Raw genomic sequence first — 23,571 nt, 5'->3', positions numbered from 1 at the left:
ACCTGTTAGAATTCTAACAGGTCTCTACTTTTTAAAAAACAAACAAAAATCTATTTAAAATCCTCGTCGGTAACCCTTTCATTTATTTTAATTTCTTTTACCGTAAAATCCATATTTTGTGGACCCAGAGATTGAGAAATTGTAAAAGGAAACTTAATACCATTCACCTCCTTATAGTCACTATAAGAAATTGCGATCGTCATTTTTTGTCCTGCCTGCTCTTGTACTGTAACTTCTTTTACCTTAAGACCTGTCTCTATATCATAAAAAGCAGTTTTCTTATCTCCTAATTTAATCTCATAAGCTTTCCCTTTATCATAAGGCTGTATTCCTTCTAACGAAGCCGAGGTATTTACCAATTCTGGAAATGGTAACGCTTCTAATTTAGCATCTTTTATCTGCTCATCGGTATACTCCATCTTTTGACCTTGAGCCATCATATATCCTTTTACACCATCAAAAACTATTTTTTGAACAGTTACTCCTCCAAAATTAACCTCGATAAGTGATTGATTCTTTTTGGTGGTCTTAGCAATTAACCCTAAAGTATTTCCATTAAATGGTGCTTCTGCGGTTACAAATAACGATGATACCGTTTCTAACTTTTCTTTTCCTCCTATGGCTTTAAAATAAGTGTCTAAAATAGATTGAGCTGTCACTCCTGTTGGTACAGCAGCATTATAATCAGGTTTCTCTGTTCTATTACCATATTTATCAAAGTATAAAATAGGTATTTTCTTATCCTCGAAAGTTATTTTCTCTAAATTTTCTAATACATCACTTCCTTTACCAACCAGTATAATTCTAGCTTTATCTAGGTTAAAATAGCTATTAGCAATTCTTTTAACATCTGCTTTTGTTACAGCATTGATTTTTGGGATAAAAGTTTCGTAAAAATCTTCTGGTAAATTTTCGATTTTTATGTCAATACTTCTATTTGCTATAGTTCTATCCTTTTCAGATGCTAAGATAAAATCTCCTAAAAATTTTGCTTTGGCATTTTTAAGTACTTGATCATCTACATCTTCTAATCGAATTCTTTTAATCTCTTTTAATATTTCTACTACTGCACTATCTGTAACTGCATTTCTGACTTTGGTTCTAACCCTAAATGTAGTTCTATAATTTTTATCTTTAGGAAGTATTGAACGTGCCCCATATGTATATCCATGCTCTTCTCTAAGATTCATATTAATATAACTATTAAATGACCCTCCTAAAATATAGTTTGCCACCAATGCTGCATGATAGTTTTGATCAGACATTTTCAAATCTGTCGTATTCATTACGATTACTTCTGTTTGCACGGCATTGGGCATATCTACAAAATTGATTTGTCTATATTGTGCATCAACCACCTTAGGAATCCCAAAAGAAGGCGCTTTTCCTACTACCCATGGAGTAAAATATTTCTCTACTAACCCCTTTGCTTTATCAAAACTTATATCACCACTTACAATCATGTAAGCATTAGAAGGCACAAAATTATCTCTATAAAACCTCTCTACATCTTCAAGCGTAATATTATTTACCGTTTTTTCTGTGATATACTCTCCTACAGGGTGGTTTTTACCGTACCCCAATACTCTTCTTACTCTTCCTGCTACTACCTCCGTACTGTTCTCTCCGGATTTTATTCCTTCTATTAGTTTTTTCTTTTCTAGATCTAATTCTTCCTGAGTAAAATTAGGGTTCAAAAAAGCATCTGCAAAAAGTTCTACAATTCGATCAGAATATTTAGATAGTGATTGCGCATACCCACTAGTTACACCTACATCTAGGTACGCCCCAAGAAAATCTACCTCTTCATTAAATACATCTTTACTGATATTTTTAGTTCCTTTACCCATTATTTGCGATACAATACTCGCAATACCCGCTTTATCTCCTTCTGCATTAGGAGGGTTATCTAATGAAAGACTTACAGAGACTCTAGGTAATTTTTTATTTTCTACTACCAAAACAGTTAGTCCATTACTCATCTTAAAGGTATTGGGCTTCCCTAAATTTATGGTAGGAACTGGTCCTGATTTAGGCATTTTTGATCGATCAATTTGCGCAGTTGCTACTACAGAGATCAATAAAAAAGCAATTATATATGTTATATTATTTTTCATGTGTTTATACTATTATTTTAGACGTCACATGGAACTCACCAAACAATCATTTTGCGATATGTATCAAAAACTTGATTATGGCTTGTTTCATCTTATTTTTAGTTGATTTTTTTAGTCAAACGAATCACCAAATTAAGGAGTTGATTGACATTTCCCGATTGGGTTCTAATTTTTATAATTCGACGATACTTTTATTTACTTGATTCTGGCAAATAATCAAGGTTAAGACGTTGATTTTTATTCAGATATTTCTTAGCAACATTCTGAATATCTTCTCTGGTAATCGATCTATAAATCTCTATTTCTTTATTTATCAATCCAGTATCTCCATAAAGTACATTGTATCTTGCCAATGAATTTGCAATACCTTCTATACTAGAATTAGAGTTTACAAAATTGTTTTCAAATTGATTTTGAAGTTTTTGAAACTCTCTTTCAGAAATCAATTCATTTTGTAACTTAGCAATTTCGGCATCCATCTCTGTCTGAAGCTTATCCATACCTACTTCTCCCAAAGGCAATGCTCCCATAATATAAGTACCATAGTCTTCTTGAGAATCAGAAAATGCAATTACTTGTAATGCCATCTTTTTATCTTCTACCATAGACTTATACATTCTTGAACTATTTCCTCCTGTCAAAATTGTAGAAATATAATCCAACACATAAGCATCTTTATTTGTTTGTTTTGGTGTTCTATATACTAAAACTTTGGCAGGAACCTGGATATTAGCATCGTACTCGGTCACCTTAATCTCTGTAGCTATAGGATCTTCTTTAATTACAGTTCTACTTATTTTTTCTCCATTGTTTTTAATCTCACCAAAATAGCTGGCAATCATTTTTTTTGCCTCTTCTATTTTAATATCTCCTGCCACCACCAAAGTAGCATTATTAGGATTATAAAACTTTTTATTAAAAGCTACAAACTCATCTAATTTTGCTGCATCAAGGTCTTCCATGCTTCCAATCACAGATTGACCATAAGGATGTTTCTTAAAGATGTGTTGATTGATTCCTGTTCGGTAGATAATCTTTCCGTAGGGAGCATTATCGATACGCTGTCTTTTCTCTTCTTTAACAACTTCGTTTTGAGTATCTACTCCTATCTTATTAATTACTGGGTGTAACATACGTTCTGACTCCATCCATAATGCCAGCTCTAAGTTATTAGACGGAAAAGTTTCGTAGTAATATGTCCTGTCCTGAGTAGTATTTGCATTATTTCTTCCTCCGTTAGAAGATACTATATCAAACCATTTCCCTCTTTCGATATTTTTTGTTCCTTCAAACAACAAATGCTCAAAAAAGTGTGCAAAACCCGTTCTACCCTTTTCCTCATCCTTGGCTCCTACATGATACATAACCCCGACAGTAATCATAGGTGCTTTGTTTTCCTGATGCAAAATTACATGCAGACCATTATCAAGATCATACTCTGTAAACTCTACTTCTTGCGCACCTACAGGTATTATTGTCATAAGCCCGCAAACGATTGCATAAAATCTATTTTTCATTCGTAATAATTTTGTTTAACTTTATTTGTCTATATGTGTATAAAGATCGTGGTTTGTTACCGTTTTTATATAGAATTGATACAATTTTTATAATGATTCCTTAAAAATACAGACAGTTTAACATCCTTTTACTACGAAAAACCCTCATAATTTCATATATTTAAAAGAGAATTGTTAAAGAAATGAAATATGAAAAAATCAACTATTCCTGTAAAATATGGTATTCTTATCGCCCTTGGGCTTATTATATATTTCTTACTTCTTTCTTTATTTGGAGTGCAAACCAATCCAATTTATAGCTTAGGTAATGGAATTATTGTAGGTATCGGGCTCTATAAAGCTATGAAGAACTATAAACTAGAAAAGCAACATAATTTTGAGTATCAGAAAGGTTTTATGGCAGGTTTACTAACAGGCTTTAATGCTACGCTTATTTTTACATCATTTTTTGCCATTTATGTCACCAACATCAACACTTCTTTTTTACCAGAGATGCTGGCAAATTGGAGCTCGCACTATCACGTAGGTGTTGGCATTGTAGTGTTTGTTGCTGCAATTATGGGGTTTGCAACTACTTTTGTCCTTACCTTATCTTTTATGCAATTATTAAAAGAAAGCTGGAATCCGAAAAAAAATCAAAATTCATACCCTGTAAAGGCTTAAAATATTTGTCATTTAATTAATTAGCAGTATATTTGCACCCGCCTAATTTTATAGGTGGGTTCTTTTTATATAAAAAATAATTAATTAAACGTTACGCTATGTACGCAATTGTAGAGATAGCAGGGCAGCAATTTAAGGTTGCAAAAGACCAAAAAGTGTTTGTAAATCGTTTAGCAGGAGAAGAAGGAGACAACGTTTCTTTTGACAAAGTTCTTCTTGCAGCAGACGGAGACAATGTTACTTTAGGCGCCCCAGCTATAGATGGAGCTCAAGTAGGAGCAAAAATCACAAGACACCTAAAAGGTGATAAAGTTATTGTTTTCAAAAAGAAAAGACGTAAAGGTTACCGTGTTAAAAATGGTCACCGTCAGTCTCTTACAGAAATCGTTATTGAAAGCATCGTAACTTCTGGAGCTAAAAAAGCAGCACCAAAAAAGGAAACTAAAAAAGCCGAACCAAAAGCAGAAGCTCCAAAGAAAGCTACTCCTAAAAAAACAACTGCAAAAAAAGGGGATGATCTTAAAAAGATAGAAGGTATTGGACCAAAAATCGCTGAAACCTTAGTTGCTAATGATATTGTAACTTTTGCAGATCTTGCAAAAGCTGACCCTAAGCAAATTGCAGAATTCATTAAGGATGTTCGTGGAAATCATGTGCCAGACACTTGGCCAAAGCAAGCACAACTTGCTGCAGACGGTAACTGGGACGAACTTAAAGAATTACAAGATAAATTAGATGGTGGCATCGAGAAGTAATTCTCTATGCACATTAAGTATTAATCCATAAAACCTAAAGAAAATGGCTCATAAAAAAGGAGTTGGTAGTTCGAAAAACGGTAGAGAATCAGAATCGAAACGCTTAGGTGTAAAGATATTTGGTGGTCAAGCTGCCGTTGCTGGTAACATCATTGTTAGACAAAGAGGTACAGCACACAAACCTGGAGAAAATGTATATGCAGGTAAAGACCATACACTACATGCCAAAATAGATGGTGTTGTAAAGTTTACTAAAAAAAGAGATAACAAATCTTATGTTTCTATTGTTCCTTTCGAAGCATAAAAAACAAATTTTATCTTTTTTATATATTATAAACCCTTTTCTACACAGAAAAGGGTTTTATTTTTCTAGGGATATTTTAATTACCTCTTCCTTCTCAATTCTTTAGAAGTCATTATATTTTTTTATACCTTTCTATCAGTAAACCTGATTTTTAAAACACGAATTTCCAACAAGAGTTCGATACCCCTATTTTACAGTATTCACTTTTAAATTTTTTATTATGAAAAAACAAACGATTTGCATAGCACTTGCTACTTCAATTTTATTTTCTAGCTGCTTAGGATCATTTAGTGCTTTTAATGGTCTTAGAGATTGGAATGATGGTGTAACTGATAGTAAATTTTTAGACAATCTAATTTTTTGGGGATTAAATATTGTTCCCGTATATGGTTTATTTTTTATTGGAGATGTTCTAATTTTTAATACCATAGAATTTTGGAGTGGTTCTAATCCGGTAGCTATGAACGAGGGTGATATTGAAACCAAGGTAGTAGAAAAAGACGGAAATACCTATAAAATGATTGCAACCAAAAACAGACTGCAAATTAATATCATTGACGGGAAAAGAAAGGGAGAAAAATTAGATTTAGTATATAGCCCAACTCAAAAATCATGGAGTGCCATTAAACCCAATGGAGAAGTTATTAAATTGTCTTCTTTTGAAAAAGGGTTTTATGTAGTGCACTTACCAGATGGAGAAAAAGTAAGAATTGACCCCAGAGCTTCAAGAAAAGAAGGAGTAGCACTTCTTGACAATAAAATAGCATTATATGAGAATTGCTTACTTGCAGAAGCAAACTAAATATTTTCAACGCTAAAAAAAGGCCTAAATAACCACATGTAGTTATTTAGGCCTTTTTTATTCAGGAAATAATTAAATAACATAACTATAATAGGTAAATAACAATACAGTAGTAAAAGCGTACTAACTTAGTCGGGTTTATAAGTAGTACAATACCGTATGAGATCTGTATACAACCTTTTTTTCCTAATATTCATTACAATTTCTTTCAATTCATTTGCTCAAGATGCAATACAGCAACAAGAAAAAAAACAAGTGGATATTGTTTTTCAATCTTTAAAATTAGCGCTTGAAACTTCGCAAAAAGAAAAAGCCCTTCCTCATATTGTCGTCCAAAAGCACACACAACTTGGTAAATTTTATCAAAAAGTAAGCATGTATAACGAAGCGATTAGACAATACAATAATGCTTTGGCCATCATCGAACAAAAAGATACACTTACTGTACATTTAAAAAATGAAATCGGAAAAATATACTTATCCTTAAAAAATAACGCAAAGGCAAAAGAGTATTTTAACGAGAATATTACGATTGCCGAAACTTCTAAATATACAAAAGGTAAAGCCATTACAAAAGGGTTGTTAGGAACCTACTACGAAAAGGAAGGAAAATACCTTGAAGCTCTTAAACATCAGAAAGAAAGCCTTGAGCTATTTTCAGAATTAAACGACAAAGAAGGCATTGCAACTGTAAACGAGAATATCGGAAGCATCTATGAAGACCTTGAACAATATGATATTGCTTATCAGTATTTTAAAAAATCTGAGGATTTTTTTAAGAAGACTAACAATACAGGCTTGATAAGTGTCTTAAATAACCTGGGAGATATTAATAGAAAAACTGGCAATTATAAAGAAGCTATTGACTATACACATAGGGCATATCAATTGGCACTTAAAACAAAAGATAAATACGAAATGAAAAGTGCCCATAAAGATCTATCAAAAGCTTATGCACTTACCAATGATTACAAAAATGCTTTTGATCATTTGTCTAAAAGTGAACAAATTAATGAGGTGTTGGTATCTACTCAAAATACACAACAACTTTATGCCTTACAAACCGTATACGAAACACAACAAAAAGAAGCACAAATAAGTCTCCTGCTCGAACAAAAAAAAACAAATAGAGCCAATCAGGATTTATTACTGGTTGGTCTTGTAACCTTAGTTTTTATTACCAGCATTTTATTTATGTACTTTAAGCGAAAACGAAAAGAAAAATCCAAAATATTGGCTTATAAACAACGAACACTAAAAGCAGAATTAGAAAAAAAAGAGATCGAAGAGAAAAACCTACAGTACGAAGTACACCTTAAAACTTCTACATTATCAAGATATAGCTTGCACCTATCTCAAAAGAACAAAATCTTATCAGATCTTTCGCTTACCTTAACCAATTTGGCCGCACGAAAAAACATTGATATTCATTCGAACATCAAAAAACTGGCAAAAGAAATTAACTTCAACTTAAAACAAGAACGAGAGTGGGATGAGTTCAACAACTTTTTTAAAGAGATACATCCAGAATTTATCAAAAAACTTTCTTCCTTATCAGAAGAAAATCTATCTCCCGCAGAATTACGCTTAGGAATGTTGCTTCGTCTTAATCTTTCTTCAAAAGAAATTGCCTCCATATTAAGAGTTACCCCAGATAGTGTAAGAGTTGCTCGTTACCGTCTACGCAAAAAGCTTCCTATCGATCAAAAAGAAGAGCTCGTTAATTTTATGATCGCCTTATAAAAGTACTCAATCCTATTTTTTAACGAGTTCTTTTTGTAAGTGTTATTGTAATGTAAATAAATCATAATTGTTGCCTTATTGTTCACACTACCACAGTCGATTGTTTACCCTTTGTTGCTTTACGCTTAACCCTTATTTTCTGATACTTGCATAGTTTTGAATTGATTTTTAAACTCACGTAAATGAAACCATCCAGATTATTAAAATTGATTTTTGTAACGCTTGTAATTGCCATATGTTCTGGTAATTTATATGCACAAAATGGTTCTGTAGCAGGAATCATAACCGATGAAAACGGCATCTACATGCCAGGAGCTTCTATTCTTATAGATTCTCTTAATAAAGCAACAATTTCTAACTTCGACGGAAAATTTACTTTGGTAAATATTCCAGAAGGAAATCATACTTTAAAAATAGCATACCTAGGTTTTACAGATGTACAGCAAGAAGTAACAATCACTGCAAACAAAACTACTTTTATTACCATTGTTTTAACCTCAGAAAGTGAGCAATTAGACGATGTAACTGTAATAGGTTTTACTTCTAATGGACAAGCAAGAGCCTTAAATAAACAAAAAAATAACATCAACATTACTAATGTTGTTTCTACCGATCAAATAGGAAAGTTTCCCGATGCTAATGTGGGTGATGCCGTAAAACGAATCCCCGGTATTACCATGCAGGTAGATCAGGGAGAAGCTCGTAACGTCATTGTTCGTGGACTATCGCCTCAGCTAAACTCTGTAACACTAAATGGAAGTAGAATTCCTTCTGCAGAGGGAGATAACAGAAATGTGCAAATGGATCTGATCCCTTCTGATATGATTCAGACAATCGAAGTTAGCAAAGCCGTAACTCCCGATATGGAAGCCGATGCTTTAGGTGGATCTGTAAATTTAATTACCAGAACTGCCCCACAAGGATTTAGGTTGTCTGCAACCGCAGGATCTGGTATTAACTTCATTACCGACAAAAGAATTCTTAATGGATCTATTTTGGTGGGAGATAGAACCAAAAACAAAAAATTTGGATGGATGCTATCTGCTTCTATCAATGACAATGATTTTGGCTCTGATAATTTTGAGGCACAATGGGATAATGAGTTCGAATACAACACAGGTGTTCAAGACGCAGAGGGAGAAGATGTCCTTGAAGGAGTTCCTGTAAACCCATATACCAAAGAGTTCCAGATTCGTAAGTACCTGGTACAGCGAATCAGACGAAGTTTTGCGGCTAATTTGGATTATCAATTTAACAGCAATCACAATCTCTACTTAAAAACGATGTATAACTGGAGAGATGATCGCGAAAATAGATTTCGTTTGGATTATGAAATTCTGGATGGTGAAGATATAGGTGCAGATGACTTTACAGTAGCTAACGGAAACCTGACTCGTTTTCCTATAGAAGTAAAACGCCAAACTAAAGGAGGGATAAATAATAATCGTAATAAAAATACACGATTAGAAGATCAACGCATGCAAAATTATAATTTAGGAGGAAATCATCTATTCGGAAACATAAAGCTGGATTGGATGACATCTTATTCTAAAGCATCAGAGGAACGATTGAATGAACGCTACGCAGAATTCGAATCAGAATACACCATCAATAATGACAATTCTGATCCAGAATTTCCTATCTATACTCCTGTAGATGCAGCAGAAGCAAACGATCTTTCTAATTTTGAATATGGCGAAATCACCGAAGAAGACAAATATACAGAAGAAGAAGATATTAACTTCTCAATTAATGTAGAGATCCCATCTGATTTTTTTGGGAATGGTGATGGAACCCTAAAATTAGGTACACGAGGTCGTTTAAAAAGCAAACTAAGAGACAATAACTTTTTCGAGTTTGATTTTGAAGATAGCTTCCCTACATTATCAGATGCAACGGTAAGAAAATATACCAATACCGATTTTCTGGCCGGTAGCCAATATCAAATAGGTGACTTTGCTGATCAAAACTGGCTGGGAGACCTCAATCTTACCAATGGAGAATCTGTACCCGACGAGTTTCTTAGAGCTAACTTTAATGTAGAAGAAGACGTTTATGCAGGATATGTGATGGCTAATCAAAAATTATCAGACAAGTTTAGCATTTTGGTAGGTGCAAGAATAGAGCACACTACTATCAAAGCAACTGGTAACAGTATCCTGGATGAAGAAACAAAAACAGGAGAAGTTACCGAAGAAAAATCATATACCAATATTTTACCAGGCGTTCATTTCAAATACAACCTATCTAATCAGACTATTTTTAGGTTTGCATGGACCAATACATTAGCACGCCCAAATTATGTTGATTTGGTACCATCGTTAGATGTTGTATCTGGGGATGAAGAAATTTTTGCAGGAAATCCTGATCTTGATCCAACCACCTCGATGAACTTTGATTTGATGGCAGAACATTATTTTTCTTCTGTAGGGATTATATCCGGAGGACTGTTTTATAAAAACATAAACGACTTCATCTATACTTTTAAAGGAGAAACTTCTGATAATATCTATGGTGCTAACACCAGTGGATTTGACATTTTTCAACCATTAAATGGAGATAATGCTTCTATTTTTGGGGCAGAAATAGCTTTTCAGCGTCAGCTGGATTTTTTACCAGGATTTGCCAAAAACATAAGTCTTTATCTTAATTATACCTACCTAACTTCTAATGCAGACGGTATTCGTAATGAAGATGGAGACGAAAGAGAAGATCTGGATCTGCCTAATACAGCACCGCATATGTTTAATGGTTCATTAGGTTACAACGATGAAAAATTTAGCTTGCGATTATCTGCAAACTTTTCTGATGCCTATATCGACGAAGTGGGCGGAAACAGTTTTGAAGATCGTTACTATGACCAACAATTCTTTTTGGATCTAAACGCTAGTTATGCGGTTACAAAAAATCTAAGTATCTACGCAGATCTCAACAACATTACCAACCAACCGTTACGTTTTTATCAAGGTATTTCTGAGCGCACCATCCAAGCAGAATACTATGAAAGAAGACTAACTTTTGGCTTGAAATACGACTTATTTAAAAATAAATAACAACACACATTCAACATCTTCTTTTAAAAGCGTGAGTTTGACATAAGAAAACAACAAGATGTTTTCATTCAAAATCTTTATTTCGGCTCACGTTTTTAAAAGATTAACTGCACTTCAACATCATATAACTCTAACAAATGAAAAAAAACATATTAGCATTATTTACCCTTATCACATTGATTTCATGCGATAAAAAATTGCCTCCTATTGACCCTGATATTATTTCAGAAAAAGTACCTCATGATACCGATGACCCGGCAATTTGGATTCACCCAACAAACCCATCAAAAAGTATCATTTTTGGCACTGACAAAGACACTAACGGAGCCATTTATGCTTTTGATCTACAAGGAAGAATAATCCCCGAAAAGGTGATTAAAAACATTAAATATCCTAACAATATTGACCTTGAGTACGGCTTTAAACTAGACGATTCTACCACAACCGATATTATTGTTTTTACAGAAAGAGAAAGAAATCGAATTCGTGTTTTTTCTGTTCCTGACATGAAACCTTTAGATAACGGAGGATTTCCTGTGTTTGAAGACGAAACCGATTTGAAATTAAGAAGACCTATGGGAGTAAGCGTGTATAAAAACCCTTCGAATCAAAATGTTTCGGCTATTGTTAGCAGAAAGATAGGCCCTAAAGATCAATACTTATATCAATACACGCTTAGTAGTGATAGTACAGGAGTTACCTCCAAATTAGTGAGACGATTTGGGAAATTTAGTGGAGAAAAAGAAATTGAAGCCATAGCGGTAGACGATGAATTAGGGTTTGTGTACTATGCAGACGAAGGTATAGGAATTAGGAAATATTATGCAGATCCAGCCAAAGGAAATAAAGAACTAGCTTTTTTTGGGGGAGAATACTTCAAGGATGATATCGAAGGAATTGCAATCACCACAAAACCAAACGGTCAGGGAGTTCTTATTGTTTCTGACCAGCAAAAAGGGCAGTTTAATATTTTTTCGAGAAAAGAAAACAACTTTATAAAAGCTGTTAATTTAGGAACTACAGAAACCGATGGATGTGATGTGGTAGCTGTTCCTTTAAATACTAAATTTAAAAATGGTCTTTTTGTTGCGATGAACGAAGAACGCGATTTCTACTTTTATGATCTTGAAAAATTAGAATTGTAAAGTAATTGGATTTGAATGCTCCAAAAAAGCACAAAAAACAAAAGAGGGGTCTAAAAAGTATTTTTCAACAAAGCTCTATTAAATTATCATCAAGAATTATCTAAAAAAATTCGATTTATTTTAATGAATTCTTCTTTTGTAGTCTTTTGCTGAAATATTCGTAACAAAAAAAGGGGGTGTTTGAAAAGTCAAACACCCCCTTTTAACAATCATATACTTAATTTATTTTTTTAGGAACATTTTATACTTTGCATTCACATCAATCCTTATACCTAAACTATATACTCCACTTTTCAAATCCTTTATACACCTTCAACCTACACAAACACATAAAAAATTAAAACTCCTTTCATACAACCAAACTGGTCGTTAATACAACCAAATATACCCTTTGTACAATTAGAAAGATAACGCATTAACCTTTTAATTACATTTATATTCTAAAACCTAATTCTATTAAAGAATTCATCTTGACTTTTTGTTTATAACCGAAAATGAGTTAAAATTTGACTAGATGAGGCACTTTTTGAAAATCATAGCAATGCTACGGGTAAGAAAAGTAACGAATTATGGGTAAATTTTAGCCAATTTTTAGGAAATAGAAAAAGTCAAGATGAGTTAAAAATTAAAAAATTATGAAAACCTATTCAAAAGTAAATCACAATCGATCTAGTAAAATAAAACTTTACATATGCATATTATCCATTTATTCCTTTTGCCTAACTGGATGTCAAAAAGATGATAGTATTTTAGAAGAAAGTGAGTCATATCTTGATAGTGATTCGCAATCTACAACTATTTCTCACAAATCTGCGAATGCTGCACACATATATAATACATCTAGTGAAGCGTGGACTGCGGTGAGACAATTAAAACAAAATTTTGGTAATGGAGTATCTTCTCTTATGGTAATAACCAATATGCTAGACAGACCTTTAACAAGAATTGGTAAACATACTTTTTGGGGAAGATTTTATAACGAGCCCCCTCGTGTAATACCTCCGGGAAAATCAGCGGCTATACTTGGCGTAAAAACATCTGGTTCAGCAACAGGCTTCTCTGGTTATATAACATATAATGTGCCAACGGGTACCCCAGATGGAGGAAATGTATACGAGTATTTCACAATTGGATCAGATGTCCCATTTATTGGATCAAACTATATTTCAGGATCATGGAATCCTAATTTTGGTGGCCCTAATGGCAGTTGGCCAATTGAGGAAGATGACATTAATAGGAAATCTTTTCGTGTTAGAAAAGGATTTGTTAGGGTACATGGAAAAATAATATCAGATGGATCGAGTGCCGAGTCAAAATTTGCAATTGTTGACAGGGTCTTACATAATTTTTAATACTAAAACTAAACATAGATTTTAAAAAAACTTAGAGGATGCCTAACTTTTTAGACATCCTCTTTTTTTGTTGAAAAATTTATACATATAACATTATGCCCCACGACATCGTTTATATTAATACCTATAATATTCAGGCTTAAATGGCCCTTCTACTGTAACACCAATATATTCTGCTTGCTCTGGTCTTAATGTTTCCAATTCTACTCCCAGACGTGCCAAGTGTAGTTTTGCGACTTTTTCGTCCAAATGCTTAGGTAACATATAAACTTCATTCTTATAGTTTTCAGAATTGTTCCAAAGTTCGATTTGAGCTAATGTTTGGTTTGTAAAAGAATTACTCATCACAAAACTTGGATGCCCTGTAGCACAACCTAAGTTTACCAAACGACCTTCTGCAAGGATGATAATATCTTTACCATCAACAGTATATTTATCTACCTGAGGTTTAATTTCGTCTCTTGTATCTCCGTAATTATCGTTTAACCATGCCATATCAATCTCATTATCAAAATGACCAATATTACAAACAATGGCTTTATCTTTAAGTGCTTTAAAGTGCTGTCCTTGTACAATATCTTTATTTCCTGTCGTGGTAATTATTACATCGGCATTTCCCACTACAGTTTCTAATCTCTTCACTTCAAAACCATCCATAGCAGCTTGTAAAGCACAAATTGGATCAATTTCGGTAACAGTTACGATAGAACCTGCTCCTCTAAAAGATGCAGCAGTACCTTTACCAACATCTCCATATCCACAAACTACCACACGTTTACCAGCAAGCATCGTATCTGTAGCACGACGAATGGCATCTACAGCACTTTCTTTACAACCATATTTATTATCAAACTTTGATTTGGTAACAGAATCATTTACGTTAATAGCCGGCATTGGCAAAGTTCCGTTTTTCATTCTCTCGTATAAACGGTGAACTCCTGTAGTAGTTTCTTCAGACAATCCTTTGATATCATCTACCAATTCTGGATATCTATCTAATACCATATTTGTTAGATCTCCTCCATCATCAAGAATCATATTTAATGGTTTTCTTTCTTCTCCAAAAAATAAAGTTTGCTCGATACACCAGTCAAATTCTTCTTCATTCATACCTTTCCAGGCATAAACAGGAATTCCTGCATCTGCTATCGCTGCTGCTGCCTGATCCTGAGTAGAGAAAATATTACAAGAACTCCAAGTAACTTCTGCTCCAAGCGCTAATAAAGTTTCGATAAGTACCGCAGTCTGTATAGTCATATGCAAACACCCAGCGATACGAGCTCCTTTAAGCGGTTGCTCATCTTTATATTCTTCGCGAAGCGACATAAGCCCTGGCATTTCTGCTTCGGCTAGTTCGATTTCTTTTCTTCCCCAAGCAGCTAATGAAATATCTTTCACTTTGTAAGGAACATAAGGTACAGTTTTGGTACTCATAGTGGTCTATATTTTTATGTTTATGAGGTGCTTTTTAGTATTTGGCACCAAATTGTTCTAAATTCGTCCTCCGAAAATTAGAAAGTTATTTTCTGTTTTTCGGTTTGCAAAGGTACATAATAACTTTAACACTATAAATGCCTCTTTACAAAACTATAACAATAGATTCAAATACTAACTTATTGATTTGGAAGATCGAAGAATCTTATGATTTCCTTTGTGAAGGAATTGAGCTAACAGAACATTGTCAAAATAGAGTTGATAATATGAAATCTGATATGCACAAAAGAGGGTTTATGAGCATTCGACATTTATTAGTTGCCGCTAATTATACCGATCATGATTTGTATTATGATGAATTTGGAAAACCTTATTTAAAAGACGGAAAGCACATTTCTATCACCCATTCTTATCAATTTTCCGGAATCATCATTAGCAATAAACCTGTTGGAATTGATATCGAAAAACAACGAGAAAAGATTCACACCATTGCACATAAATTTGTAAATGAGTTCGAAAATGAGTCTTTAGAAAACGAAAATCAACATCAAGACAAAACTCGTGCACTAACCATACTATGGGGAGCCAAAGAATCTCTTTACAAGTTATATGCTACCGCAGGTCTGAGTTTTCTTCAACATATTTACATTTCTCCTTTTGATCTCACCCATCCCTTTATCTATGGCGCAATTAATTATAATGAGGTAATAAGTCATTATGATTTGGCATTTATAGAATTTGAAGGTTTTACATGTGTATATGCCTTACCATATGAAAAAGAGTTTTAAGAAGTACTTCGTTATTTACTGGTAGGCCTACCAGCTTAATAACAAATTATAATGTTTACTTTTGAAAACGCACATAAACACTTGTAAAAAAGTCTTATACCGGTTTGATTTTATATCAAAGACATTAACTATCTATGTACATAAAATCATTAATAATATTTTAACATTAAAATATTCTACAGCGCTATAATATAAACTTACATGTTTCGTTTAAAGCACTACATTAAATTCTAACTCAACTTATAACTATGACATGGAAATTTACGCTCATTTATCAACTCTACTAAACTATTCAACATGTATTAATATTTAATTGCTTTTTAAAAAAATAAGGCTTTAGGCTTTTATATTAAAAAGTTAATCCCAGATTTATTAAGTATACTTTATAAAGTAATCTCTTACACATAATTAACCTGGAAATTCACGTTACCAAGTGTTAGAAAAATGCAATAAGCATATTAAATAAATTTTTGGAAATATATAATACACGAGTTTAGTAGCTTATTACGGCAATCCTGGATAAAAAGATTTACTTCCCAACTTTTTTACTATCTGGCTTACGATAACAAAAGTACATATATACTATACCTAATATGGTATACTTTGGATATACAATATATTTTGGATCTCACACTCCATAATTTAGAAAAAACTATTGCAACAAGAGAATTAAAATTATTTAAAACACATTTACGACACAGTAAACTTAAAACTCAACACATGGAAAAAAAGAACAGATTTATTTTCCTCTTTTTACTACTAGCTTCCTTTGGGGTCCACTCTCAAGAAGAAAAATGGAGTAAAATGATGGAAAATCCAGATGTAAATTTTAAAGACGTCCAGAAAGAATTTAATAACTACTTTCAATTTAAAGATGACAAAAAAGGGACTGGATATAAGCAGTTTATGAGATGGCAATATCATATGTATGAAAGAACATATCCTACCGGAGAACGAATAGATCCTGGAATTGCTTGGCGAGAGGCCTCAAAATTCCAAAAACGATACCGACAACGAAGCAAAGGCCAGAAAAAGTCAGTAATTAGCAATTGGAAAGAGTTAGGACCTAGAACTGCTACAGATATCACAGGACACTGGGCTCCTGGATTAGGAAGGGTAAACTCTTTAGCGTTTCATCCCACCAATAGAAACATTATTTATGCAGGAACTCCTGCTGGAGGGTTATGGAAAACAACTTCTGGAGGTAAAAACGGAGATTGGGAACCGTTAACCGATGATCTACCTGTACTTGGAGTATCTTGGGTAGCTCTGGACAACTCAAACCCTAACGTTTTATATATCGCAACGGGAGATATAGATGGAGGATATACCTATAGTATAGGAGTACTAAAATCTACCGATGCCGGTAAAACTTGGAATACAACAGGACTAACCTCTGATGTGATTAACAAAAAGCAAATTGGTAAAATAATTATTCATCCCAATAACTCTTCTATACTTTATGCATCCTCTAGCGATGGGTTTTACCGATCATCTAACGCAGGTGCCAATTGGGAAAAATTAAACAATCTCTATTTAAGAGATTTTGAGCTTAAGCCCAACGACCCAAATACAATTTATGGGTATGATAATAGAGGTGGTCGTATTCATCGTTCTACCAACGGAGGGCAAACATTTAGTGTTATAAACTCAGTACCCAAAGCACGAAGATCTGTCTTGGCCGTAACGCCAGCAAACCCAAACTATGTATATGTGATTTCTACCACTGCAAATACCAATGCTATGGGGGGTGTATACCGATCTACCAACAGCGGGGCGTCTTTTGTGAAAATAAACAATAGTAGCACTCCAGATATGTTTGGATATTTACCAAATGATGGCAAATCACAAGCGTGGTATGATTTGGCTGTTACTGTCTCTGATAAAGATCCAAATGAAGTACATTTTGGAGGAATTGTTACCTGGAGATCGTTAGACGGTGGTAGAAATTGGGAAATGACATCCAAATGGCAGTTAGGAAATGATATAAATTATATACATCCGGATATTCACGATATGCAATATATAGATGGAAAACTATATATAGCAAATGATGGATTAATAGTTACCTCAACAGACAAAGGAAAAACTTTTGAGAATATTTCTGAAGGTTTGGGTAATCGACAATTTTACAGGCTTGGATTATCTAAATCAGACTCAGAAGTATATGGCGGGGGTACACAAGACAATGGTAGTAGCATTTTTTCTAAAGGAAGATGGCACGAGTGGTTAGGAGCCGATGGTGGTAACGTACTATTTAACTGGAAGGATAAGAATATTGTATATGGGATTACACAACAAGGACTATCCTGGCATAAATCTATAAATGGTGGAGAAAAAAATGGAGATGTTAAAATTACCAACCCAGGGGGCGGAGCTTGGGTAGTTCCTTATGAAATGGATCATAACGATCCTGATGTTATCATAGCAGGACTTGCTGAAGTGGTAAAAACTACAGATGGAATGAAAACTTGGTCTACCATTTCTAATCTTGGAATAGGGGCATTACGAGCTATTGGTTTGGCGCCATCAAACTCTAATTATATCTATGCTTCTAATGATAACAAAATTCATATGACCAAAGACGGAGGAGCCAACTGGATCAATATCTCTAACGGTTTACCGAATATGGTAATTACTTATATCGCTGTACACCCATCTAACCCAGAAAAAGTAGCTGTCTCTTTCTCTGGTTATTCTAGTGGTAATAAAGTATACACTACAGAAAATGGAGGAAAAACATGGAAAAATGTTTCAGGAAGTTTACCTAATATCCCTGCAAACTGTGTTTTATATCATGATATCCCAGAAAATGGTTTATATGTAGGAATGGACGTGGGAGCATATTATATAGATGATACAGAAACCGACTGGGAACCATTTATGACGAACATGCCTAATGTCATTGTAAAGGAATTAGAGATTCATGAAGCATCAAATACGATTACAGCAGCTACTTTTGGTAGAGGTCTTTGGCGCTCTAATGTAGCCGTAAATAAAAAACTAATTGCTGATTTTAACAGTGATGATTTGAAAGTAAAAATGAATGAAGGGAGTCAAATCGTTGATGCTTCTCAATCATTGAATGGTGAACAAATTACCAGCTGGAAATGGTCTTTCCCAGAAGGAATTCCAAGCAGTTATAACGGACAGTTCCCGCCTAAAGTATTTTATGATAAAGTAGGTAAATATGATGTTACCCTTACCATAACAGATGCTAAAGGAAATACCATGACCAAAACCAAATCAGATTATATTACCATAGAAGACAACATTATTGCTGGAAAAATAAAAGTAGTAGAAGCTTGTTCTGGTATTTTTTATGACTCTGGTGTAATAGGAAACTATAAAAATCAAGAAGATCATACCACAACCATTTCTCCAAAATTCGAGAATAGTAAAGTTAAAGTAGATTTTAAGAAGTTTAAAATGGAATATGCTGAAACTTGCGAATATGATTATCTCGAAATTTATGACGGTACAGACACTACGGCCCAATTGATCGGGAAATACTGTAGTTACAACTCTCCGGGGACTATTATTGCAAACAATGCCAGTGGTAGTTTAACCTTCAAATTTGTATCAGATAGTCAATATCCAACCAAAGGTTGGGAGGCAATAGTATCATGTGTTGCAAAATAATCGAATGTAGTCAGGTAATTAAAAATTTAAAAGTAATGAAAAAAATATATTTAGGTATTTTACTACTTGTAGCACATGTTCAGTTAACTCTTGCACAAGTATATACCACAGATCAACTTAATGCTCTGGGAAGCTGGGATAGCTTTAGCTCCTTTTCTACCCAGGCAAATCCATTTAAAGGTATAGATGGAGATAAAGAAAAAGAATACGAGCTTAATGGAATTAGCTGGACGAATGGAGATAAGTTAAAAGCTTTTACCATATTTAGTCCACAAGCAACCAATCCGCCTATGGCAGAGCGATGGCTAAAACCAAGAAGCGGTAATAACCTGCTGTTATTTAGTTGTAATTTTGATACCGATGCAGATAACTGGATTATATCACCCAAGGTTAGATTAGAAAGAGGAAGTCCTAAACTAGAATTCTATATTCAAAACTATCATGAATATTGGCAGCGCTACCAAATTTGGGTATCGACTACGACCAATGATATCAATAGTTTTACCAAAATTTCTGATGGAGAATATATAGAGGCTTCAGGTAAGCACCCTACTACTTCTTCTTTAGGGTGGAAACGAATTTCTTTTGATCTTTCTGCCTATGCCAATCAAGATATATATGTTGCTATTCACCATGTCACTCCAACAGAAGGAATCATGATGGCAATCGACGATCTTAAGATTGTTTATGAGCAAGAAAATGTACTGTTACCCATTGTAGATTTTGTAGCAGATAAAACTGAAATTCCCAGCGATCAATCGATTACATTTACCGATCAATCCAAAAATTCGCCTACCAGCTGGAAATGGTCATTTGCAGGAGGAACTCCGGCCACCAGTACCAGTAAAAACCCTACAGTGGCCTATGAACATCCAGGAGTATATAATGTAAAATTAATAGCAATCAATGCAAATGGAAGTGCTACTAAGGTAAAATCAGGATATATTACTGTGACTAGTAATCTTAAATCGGATTTCTCTGCTAACAAAATTGAAGCTTTTGAAGGCGAGAAAATCATTTTTAGAGATTTTTCATTAGGAGAACCAACTGCGTGGGAGTGGTCATTTACAGGAGCAAATACACCTAATAGTACTCAACAAAATCCAGAAATTTCATATCCCAATGCAGGAACCTATAATGTTACTCTAAAAGTTTCTAAGGGAGCTAATCAAAATACGAAAACAAAGACAGGTTATGTTGTCATAAAACCTGCAGCGACTCCAGTGGTTGATTTCTCTGCTAATAAAACCGTAGTAGAAGAAGGTGATAAAGTAAGGTTTAAAGATGCCACTACCGGTGGTGGTTTGAATTATTCCTGGACTTTTGAAGGTGCCTCCCCTCCTGTAAGTAACGAAATAAATCCAGAAGTTACCTATTATAATGAAGGTTCTTATAAAGTAACCCTAAAGGTTTCTAACGCCAAAGGAGAAGATATTCTTACTAAAGAAAACTATATTACTGTTAGTCAAGTAGAAGTTGACTATTGCGATGCCAATTCTGGAGGATCAGGAGGCACCAGAGGAATTGCAAATGTAAAAATAGGAGCTATCAACAATACTACTGCTGCGGGATCTTATACCTACTACAGTAATTTACAGACTATCGTAGAAAGAAATGAATCCTATCCAATTACTATTACGACATCTAGCGCAGGCTTTGCTGTTGATGAAAATGGAAGAGGAAATAAAGTAGCCATTTGGGTGGACTGGAATCAAAATGGAAGTTTTAGAGATGAAGGTGAAAAAATGGCTGTAATCAATAGTACAGGTGGTGCTACTTTTACTTCAACAATCAAAGTTCCAGCAGATGCTCTGAGAAGAAAATCAAGAATGAGAGTTCGATCCTTCTTTAGTTTTAAGAATGGTGATGAGGATCCTTGTGGAGAATCTCCAGAAGGTGAAGTTGAAGATTACAATCTGTATATTAATTCTCCAGATATCAAACCTGTTGCAGATTTCAAATCAAATACACAATCGGCGCCTGGTGGATCTTTTATTAACTTTAGTGATAACTCACAAAATACAATTACTGGATGGGAGTGGAATTTTGAAGGAGGAACTCCTTCGTTAAGTTATGACAAAAATCCACAGATTAGATATACAACTCCAGGTACGTATAGAGTAACGCTAAAAGTAACCAATAGCGCTGGTTCTGACACCAAAATTAAAGAAAATTATGTTACCATTACTCAAGGAGATGATCCAGGTCCTACCTGTAATGATGGTATCCAGAATGGTGATGAAACAGGTATTGATTGTGGTGGTTCTTGTAAACCTTGTGACCCAGATCCTACTTGTAACGATGGCATACAGAACGGTGACGAAACTGGTGTAGACTGCGGTGGTTCTTGTAAACCTTGTGCAGTTCCTGTAGAAGGAGCTACAGTATCAACCAGTGATGATCAAACAGCAATAACTACCATTACCGGTGATGGTATTGCAGATGTTATTTCATTTAAGAATACCAGTGAATCTATAGCTACTTATGCTTATCTAATTACAGATGAAGCAGGAAAAATTCTGGCAACAGAAACTACATCTCATGATTTTGAAGGTGCTACCGAAGGCATATGTAAAGTATATGGTATCTCTTATAATGGTAATTTGAGTGTCACCGGAAAAAGCATTACCGATAGGGATTTGGCTACAGCAAGTTATGATGTTTCTGATAACTTTATAACAGTAACCAGAAAAGATCCGGATCCAGACCCAACTTGTGATGATGGTATCAAGAATGGAGATGAAACCGGTGTTGACTGTGGAGGTCGTTCTTGCCCTGCTTGTCCTACTCTTATCTATTGTGATGCTAATTCAACAAACGATTCAGACGAATATATTAGTCGTTTTCAATTAGGTAGTATTGATAATGCCTCTACCTCTAATGGAGGTTATAGTGATTTCACAAATATATCTACTGGTCTTTCCAAAAATAATAACCATAAATTTACTATCACTCCAACATGGTCAGGTACCGTATATAGCGAGGCATATGGTATATGGATAGATTATAACCAAGATGGCGATTTTGAAGATTCAGGAGAACAAGTGTTTAGTAAAACAGCTTCTAAAGATACTTCTATTACAGGACAATTTACAGTGCCTTCTGATGCAAAAGATGGAGCTACAAGATTACGAGTAATTATGAGATATAGTACAGCACCATCACCTTGTGGTACTTTTAATTATGGAGAGGCAGAAGATTACACAGTAAATATTGGGGGAGTGGTTAACCCAGATCCTACTTGTACTGATGGTATCCAAAATGGTGATGAAACGGGTATAGATTGTGGAGGAGTAACATGTAGCCCATGTGTACCAACAAATACAGGAGAGGTAGTATATGTAGATATTCAGGATCAAACTGTGAGTGCTACGAATACCTGGACACCATTTCAAATAGAAATCGGAGACAGCAGATACTTTGGACCATGGCTATCAGGTAACATCCTTAGATTAGTTACCTATGATAAAGATGTTGTATGCGAAGCAAACTCTAGTAATATAACCTTACTTCCTGATGGAGTAAAAGTTGATGCTTCTAGTAATTTTGTAACCAACGCTAATAGCTTTGTAGTAAGTTCTTCTGACTACCCTAACTGGAACGGTAAATCTGGTTACATAGGATTTAATTTTAAAGTTAGCACAAGAACACATTATGGATGGTTTTATGCAACGGTTTCCAGCGATGGCACTTCGTATACTATATTAGACTATGCATATAATAAAGAACCAGAGCAAGGTCTGGTTACTACAAGAAACTTTACCAAGTCGGTAGATAAATACAAAAGATCTATTTTCACTCCTAACCCTTTTAAAGATACAGCTACATTGGATGTTAGTGGATTAGGAAAAGAAAACTTTACACTATCCGTGTATGATGTTCTTGGAAAAGAGGTCTACTCAAAAACATATGCTGAAAACCCTGGAAAAATAACTTTGGGAGAAGATCAGATTAGACGTGTAGGAGTATACTACATTAGAATAGTTACAAAGAATATTTCTGAATACCATTCTGTAATCAAGAAATAAAGCTTTTTTTTAAATTTCAGGTTTTTAAAACCCGTAGCAGTATTTAGTCCTGCTACGGGTTTTTATTTTGTTATTTTTTTTGTTTTGATAGTAACAAAATATCTTTTAACCTGAGTTCGATTAATATTTAGAGGATTTTTTGTAGCAAAAAAGATAAGTTTTTAGTAAATTAAAGTACTGAATTTCAATTTATTAATCTAAAAACCTATCTATGATATCTTATGCTAA

14 protein-coding genes are annotated in these 23,571 nt (G+C 34.2%); 11 read left to right on the top strand and 3 right to left on the bottom strand.

Annotation, left to right across the window (positions count from 1 at the left end; all coding sequences use genetic code 11):
• Positions 1-50: 50 nt before the first annotated feature.
• Both ABW636_RS09110 and ABW636_RS09105 read right to left on the bottom strand, forming a co-directional pair.
• Positions 51-2,117: an insulinase family protein gene (locus tag ABW636_RS09110; RefSeq protein ID WP_367589665.1), complete on the bottom strand. Its 2,067-nt coding sequence runs from the start codon at positions 2,115-2,117 to the stop codon at positions 51-53.
• Positions 2,118-2,308: 191 nt separating this feature from the next.
• The gene (locus tag ABW636_RS09105; RefSeq protein WP_367589664.1) at positions 2,309-3,634 is read right to left on the bottom strand and encodes a M16 family metallopeptidase; all 1,326 of its coding nucleotides are present in this window, start codon (positions 3,632-3,634) and stop codon (positions 2,309-2,311) included.
• A gap of 189 nt (positions 3,635-3,823) precedes the next feature.
• Between ABW636_RS09105 and ABW636_RS09100 the strand changes: the two genes are divergently transcribed.
• From ABW636_RS09100 to ABW636_RS09065, 8 genes are all read left to right on the top strand, one after another.
• Positions 3,824-4,297, top strand: a complete 474-nt coding sequence (locus tag ABW636_RS09100) for a DUF4199 domain-containing protein (RefSeq protein WP_367589663.1) — start codon at positions 3,824-3,826, stop codon at positions 4,295-4,297.
• Between the two features lie 98 nt (positions 4,298-4,395).
• Positions 4,396-5,052: a 50S ribosomal protein L21 gene (rplU, locus tag ABW636_RS09095; RefSeq protein WP_367589662.1), complete on the top strand. Its 657-nt coding sequence runs from the start codon at positions 4,396-4,398 to the stop codon at positions 5,050-5,052.
• 43 nt (positions 5,053-5,095) lie between these two features.
• Positions 5,096-5,356, top strand: a complete 261-nt coding sequence (rpmA, locus tag ABW636_RS09090) for a 50S ribosomal protein L27 (RefSeq protein WP_367589661.1) — start codon at positions 5,096-5,098, stop codon at positions 5,354-5,356.
• A gap of 220 nt (positions 5,357-5,576) precedes the next feature.
• The gene (locus ABW636_RS09085) at positions 5,577-6,158 is read left to right on the top strand and encodes a DUF3332 domain-containing protein (RefSeq protein ID WP_367589660.1); all 582 of its coding nucleotides are present in this window, start codon (positions 5,577-5,579) and stop codon (positions 6,156-6,158) included.
• Between the two features lie 159 nt (positions 6,159-6,317).
• On the top strand, positions 6,318-7,901 hold the full coding sequence (locus ABW636_RS09080; RefSeq protein ID WP_367589659.1) for a tetratricopeptide repeat protein: 1,584 nt from the start codon (positions 6,318-6,320) through the stop codon (positions 7,899-7,901).
• Between the two features lie 182 nt (positions 7,902-8,083).
• Positions 8,084-10,954, top strand: coding sequence for a TonB-dependent receptor (locus tag ABW636_RS09075; RefSeq protein ID WP_367589658.1), 2,871 nt, complete (start codon positions 8,084-8,086; stop codon positions 10,952-10,954).
• A 137-nt stretch (positions 10,955-11,091) separates the two neighbouring features.
• Positions 11,092-12,099, top strand: a complete 1,008-nt coding sequence (locus ABW636_RS09070; protein ID WP_367589657.1) for a phytase — start codon at positions 11,092-11,094, stop codon at positions 12,097-12,099.
• 635 nt (positions 12,100-12,734) lie between these two features.
• Entirely contained in the window at positions 12,735-13,451 is a 717-nt protein-coding gene (locus tag ABW636_RS09065) for a hypothetical protein (RefSeq protein ID WP_367589656.1), read from the top strand.
• Between the two features lie 117 nt (positions 13,452-13,568).
• On the opposite strand, the gene ahcY is transcribed toward ABW636_RS09065, so the two are convergent.
• A complete protein-coding gene (gene ahcY, locus ABW636_RS09060; RefSeq protein WP_367589655.1) occupies positions 13,569-14,885 on the bottom strand; it encodes an adenosylhomocysteinase in 1,317 nt (438 codons plus the stop codon).
• A 182-nt stretch (positions 14,886-15,067) separates the two neighbouring features.
• On the opposite strand from ahcY, the gene ABW636_RS09055 reads away from it, so the two are divergent.
• From ABW636_RS09055 to ABW636_RS09045, 3 genes are all read left to right on the top strand, one after another.
• On the top strand, positions 15,068-15,673 hold the full coding sequence (locus tag ABW636_RS09055) for a 4'-phosphopantetheinyl transferase family protein (protein ID WP_367589654.1): 606 nt from the start codon (positions 15,068-15,070) through the stop codon (positions 15,671-15,673).
• Between the two features lie 720 nt (positions 15,674-16,393).
• Positions 16,394-19,315 carry a CUB domain-containing protein gene (locus ABW636_RS09050; protein WP_367589653.1) on the top strand — a complete coding sequence of 974 codons (2,922 nt, stop codon included), beginning with the start codon at positions 16,394-16,396 and terminating at the stop codon, positions 19,313-19,315.
• Positions 19,316-19,350: 35 nt separating this feature from the next.
• Complete coding sequence (locus ABW636_RS09045) at positions 19,351-23,343, top strand: GEVED domain-containing protein (RefSeq protein ID WP_367589652.1); 3,993 nt, start codon at positions 19,351-19,353, stop codon at positions 23,341-23,343.
• Positions 23,344-23,571 lie beyond the last annotated feature (228 nt).

Source organism: Aquimarina discodermiae, assembly GCF_040786235.1.
Taxonomy (GTDB): domain Bacteria; phylum Bacteroidota; class Bacteroidia; order Flavobacteriales; family Flavobacteriaceae; genus Aquimarina.
This window is presented reverse-complemented; position numbering and strand designations above follow the sequence as displayed.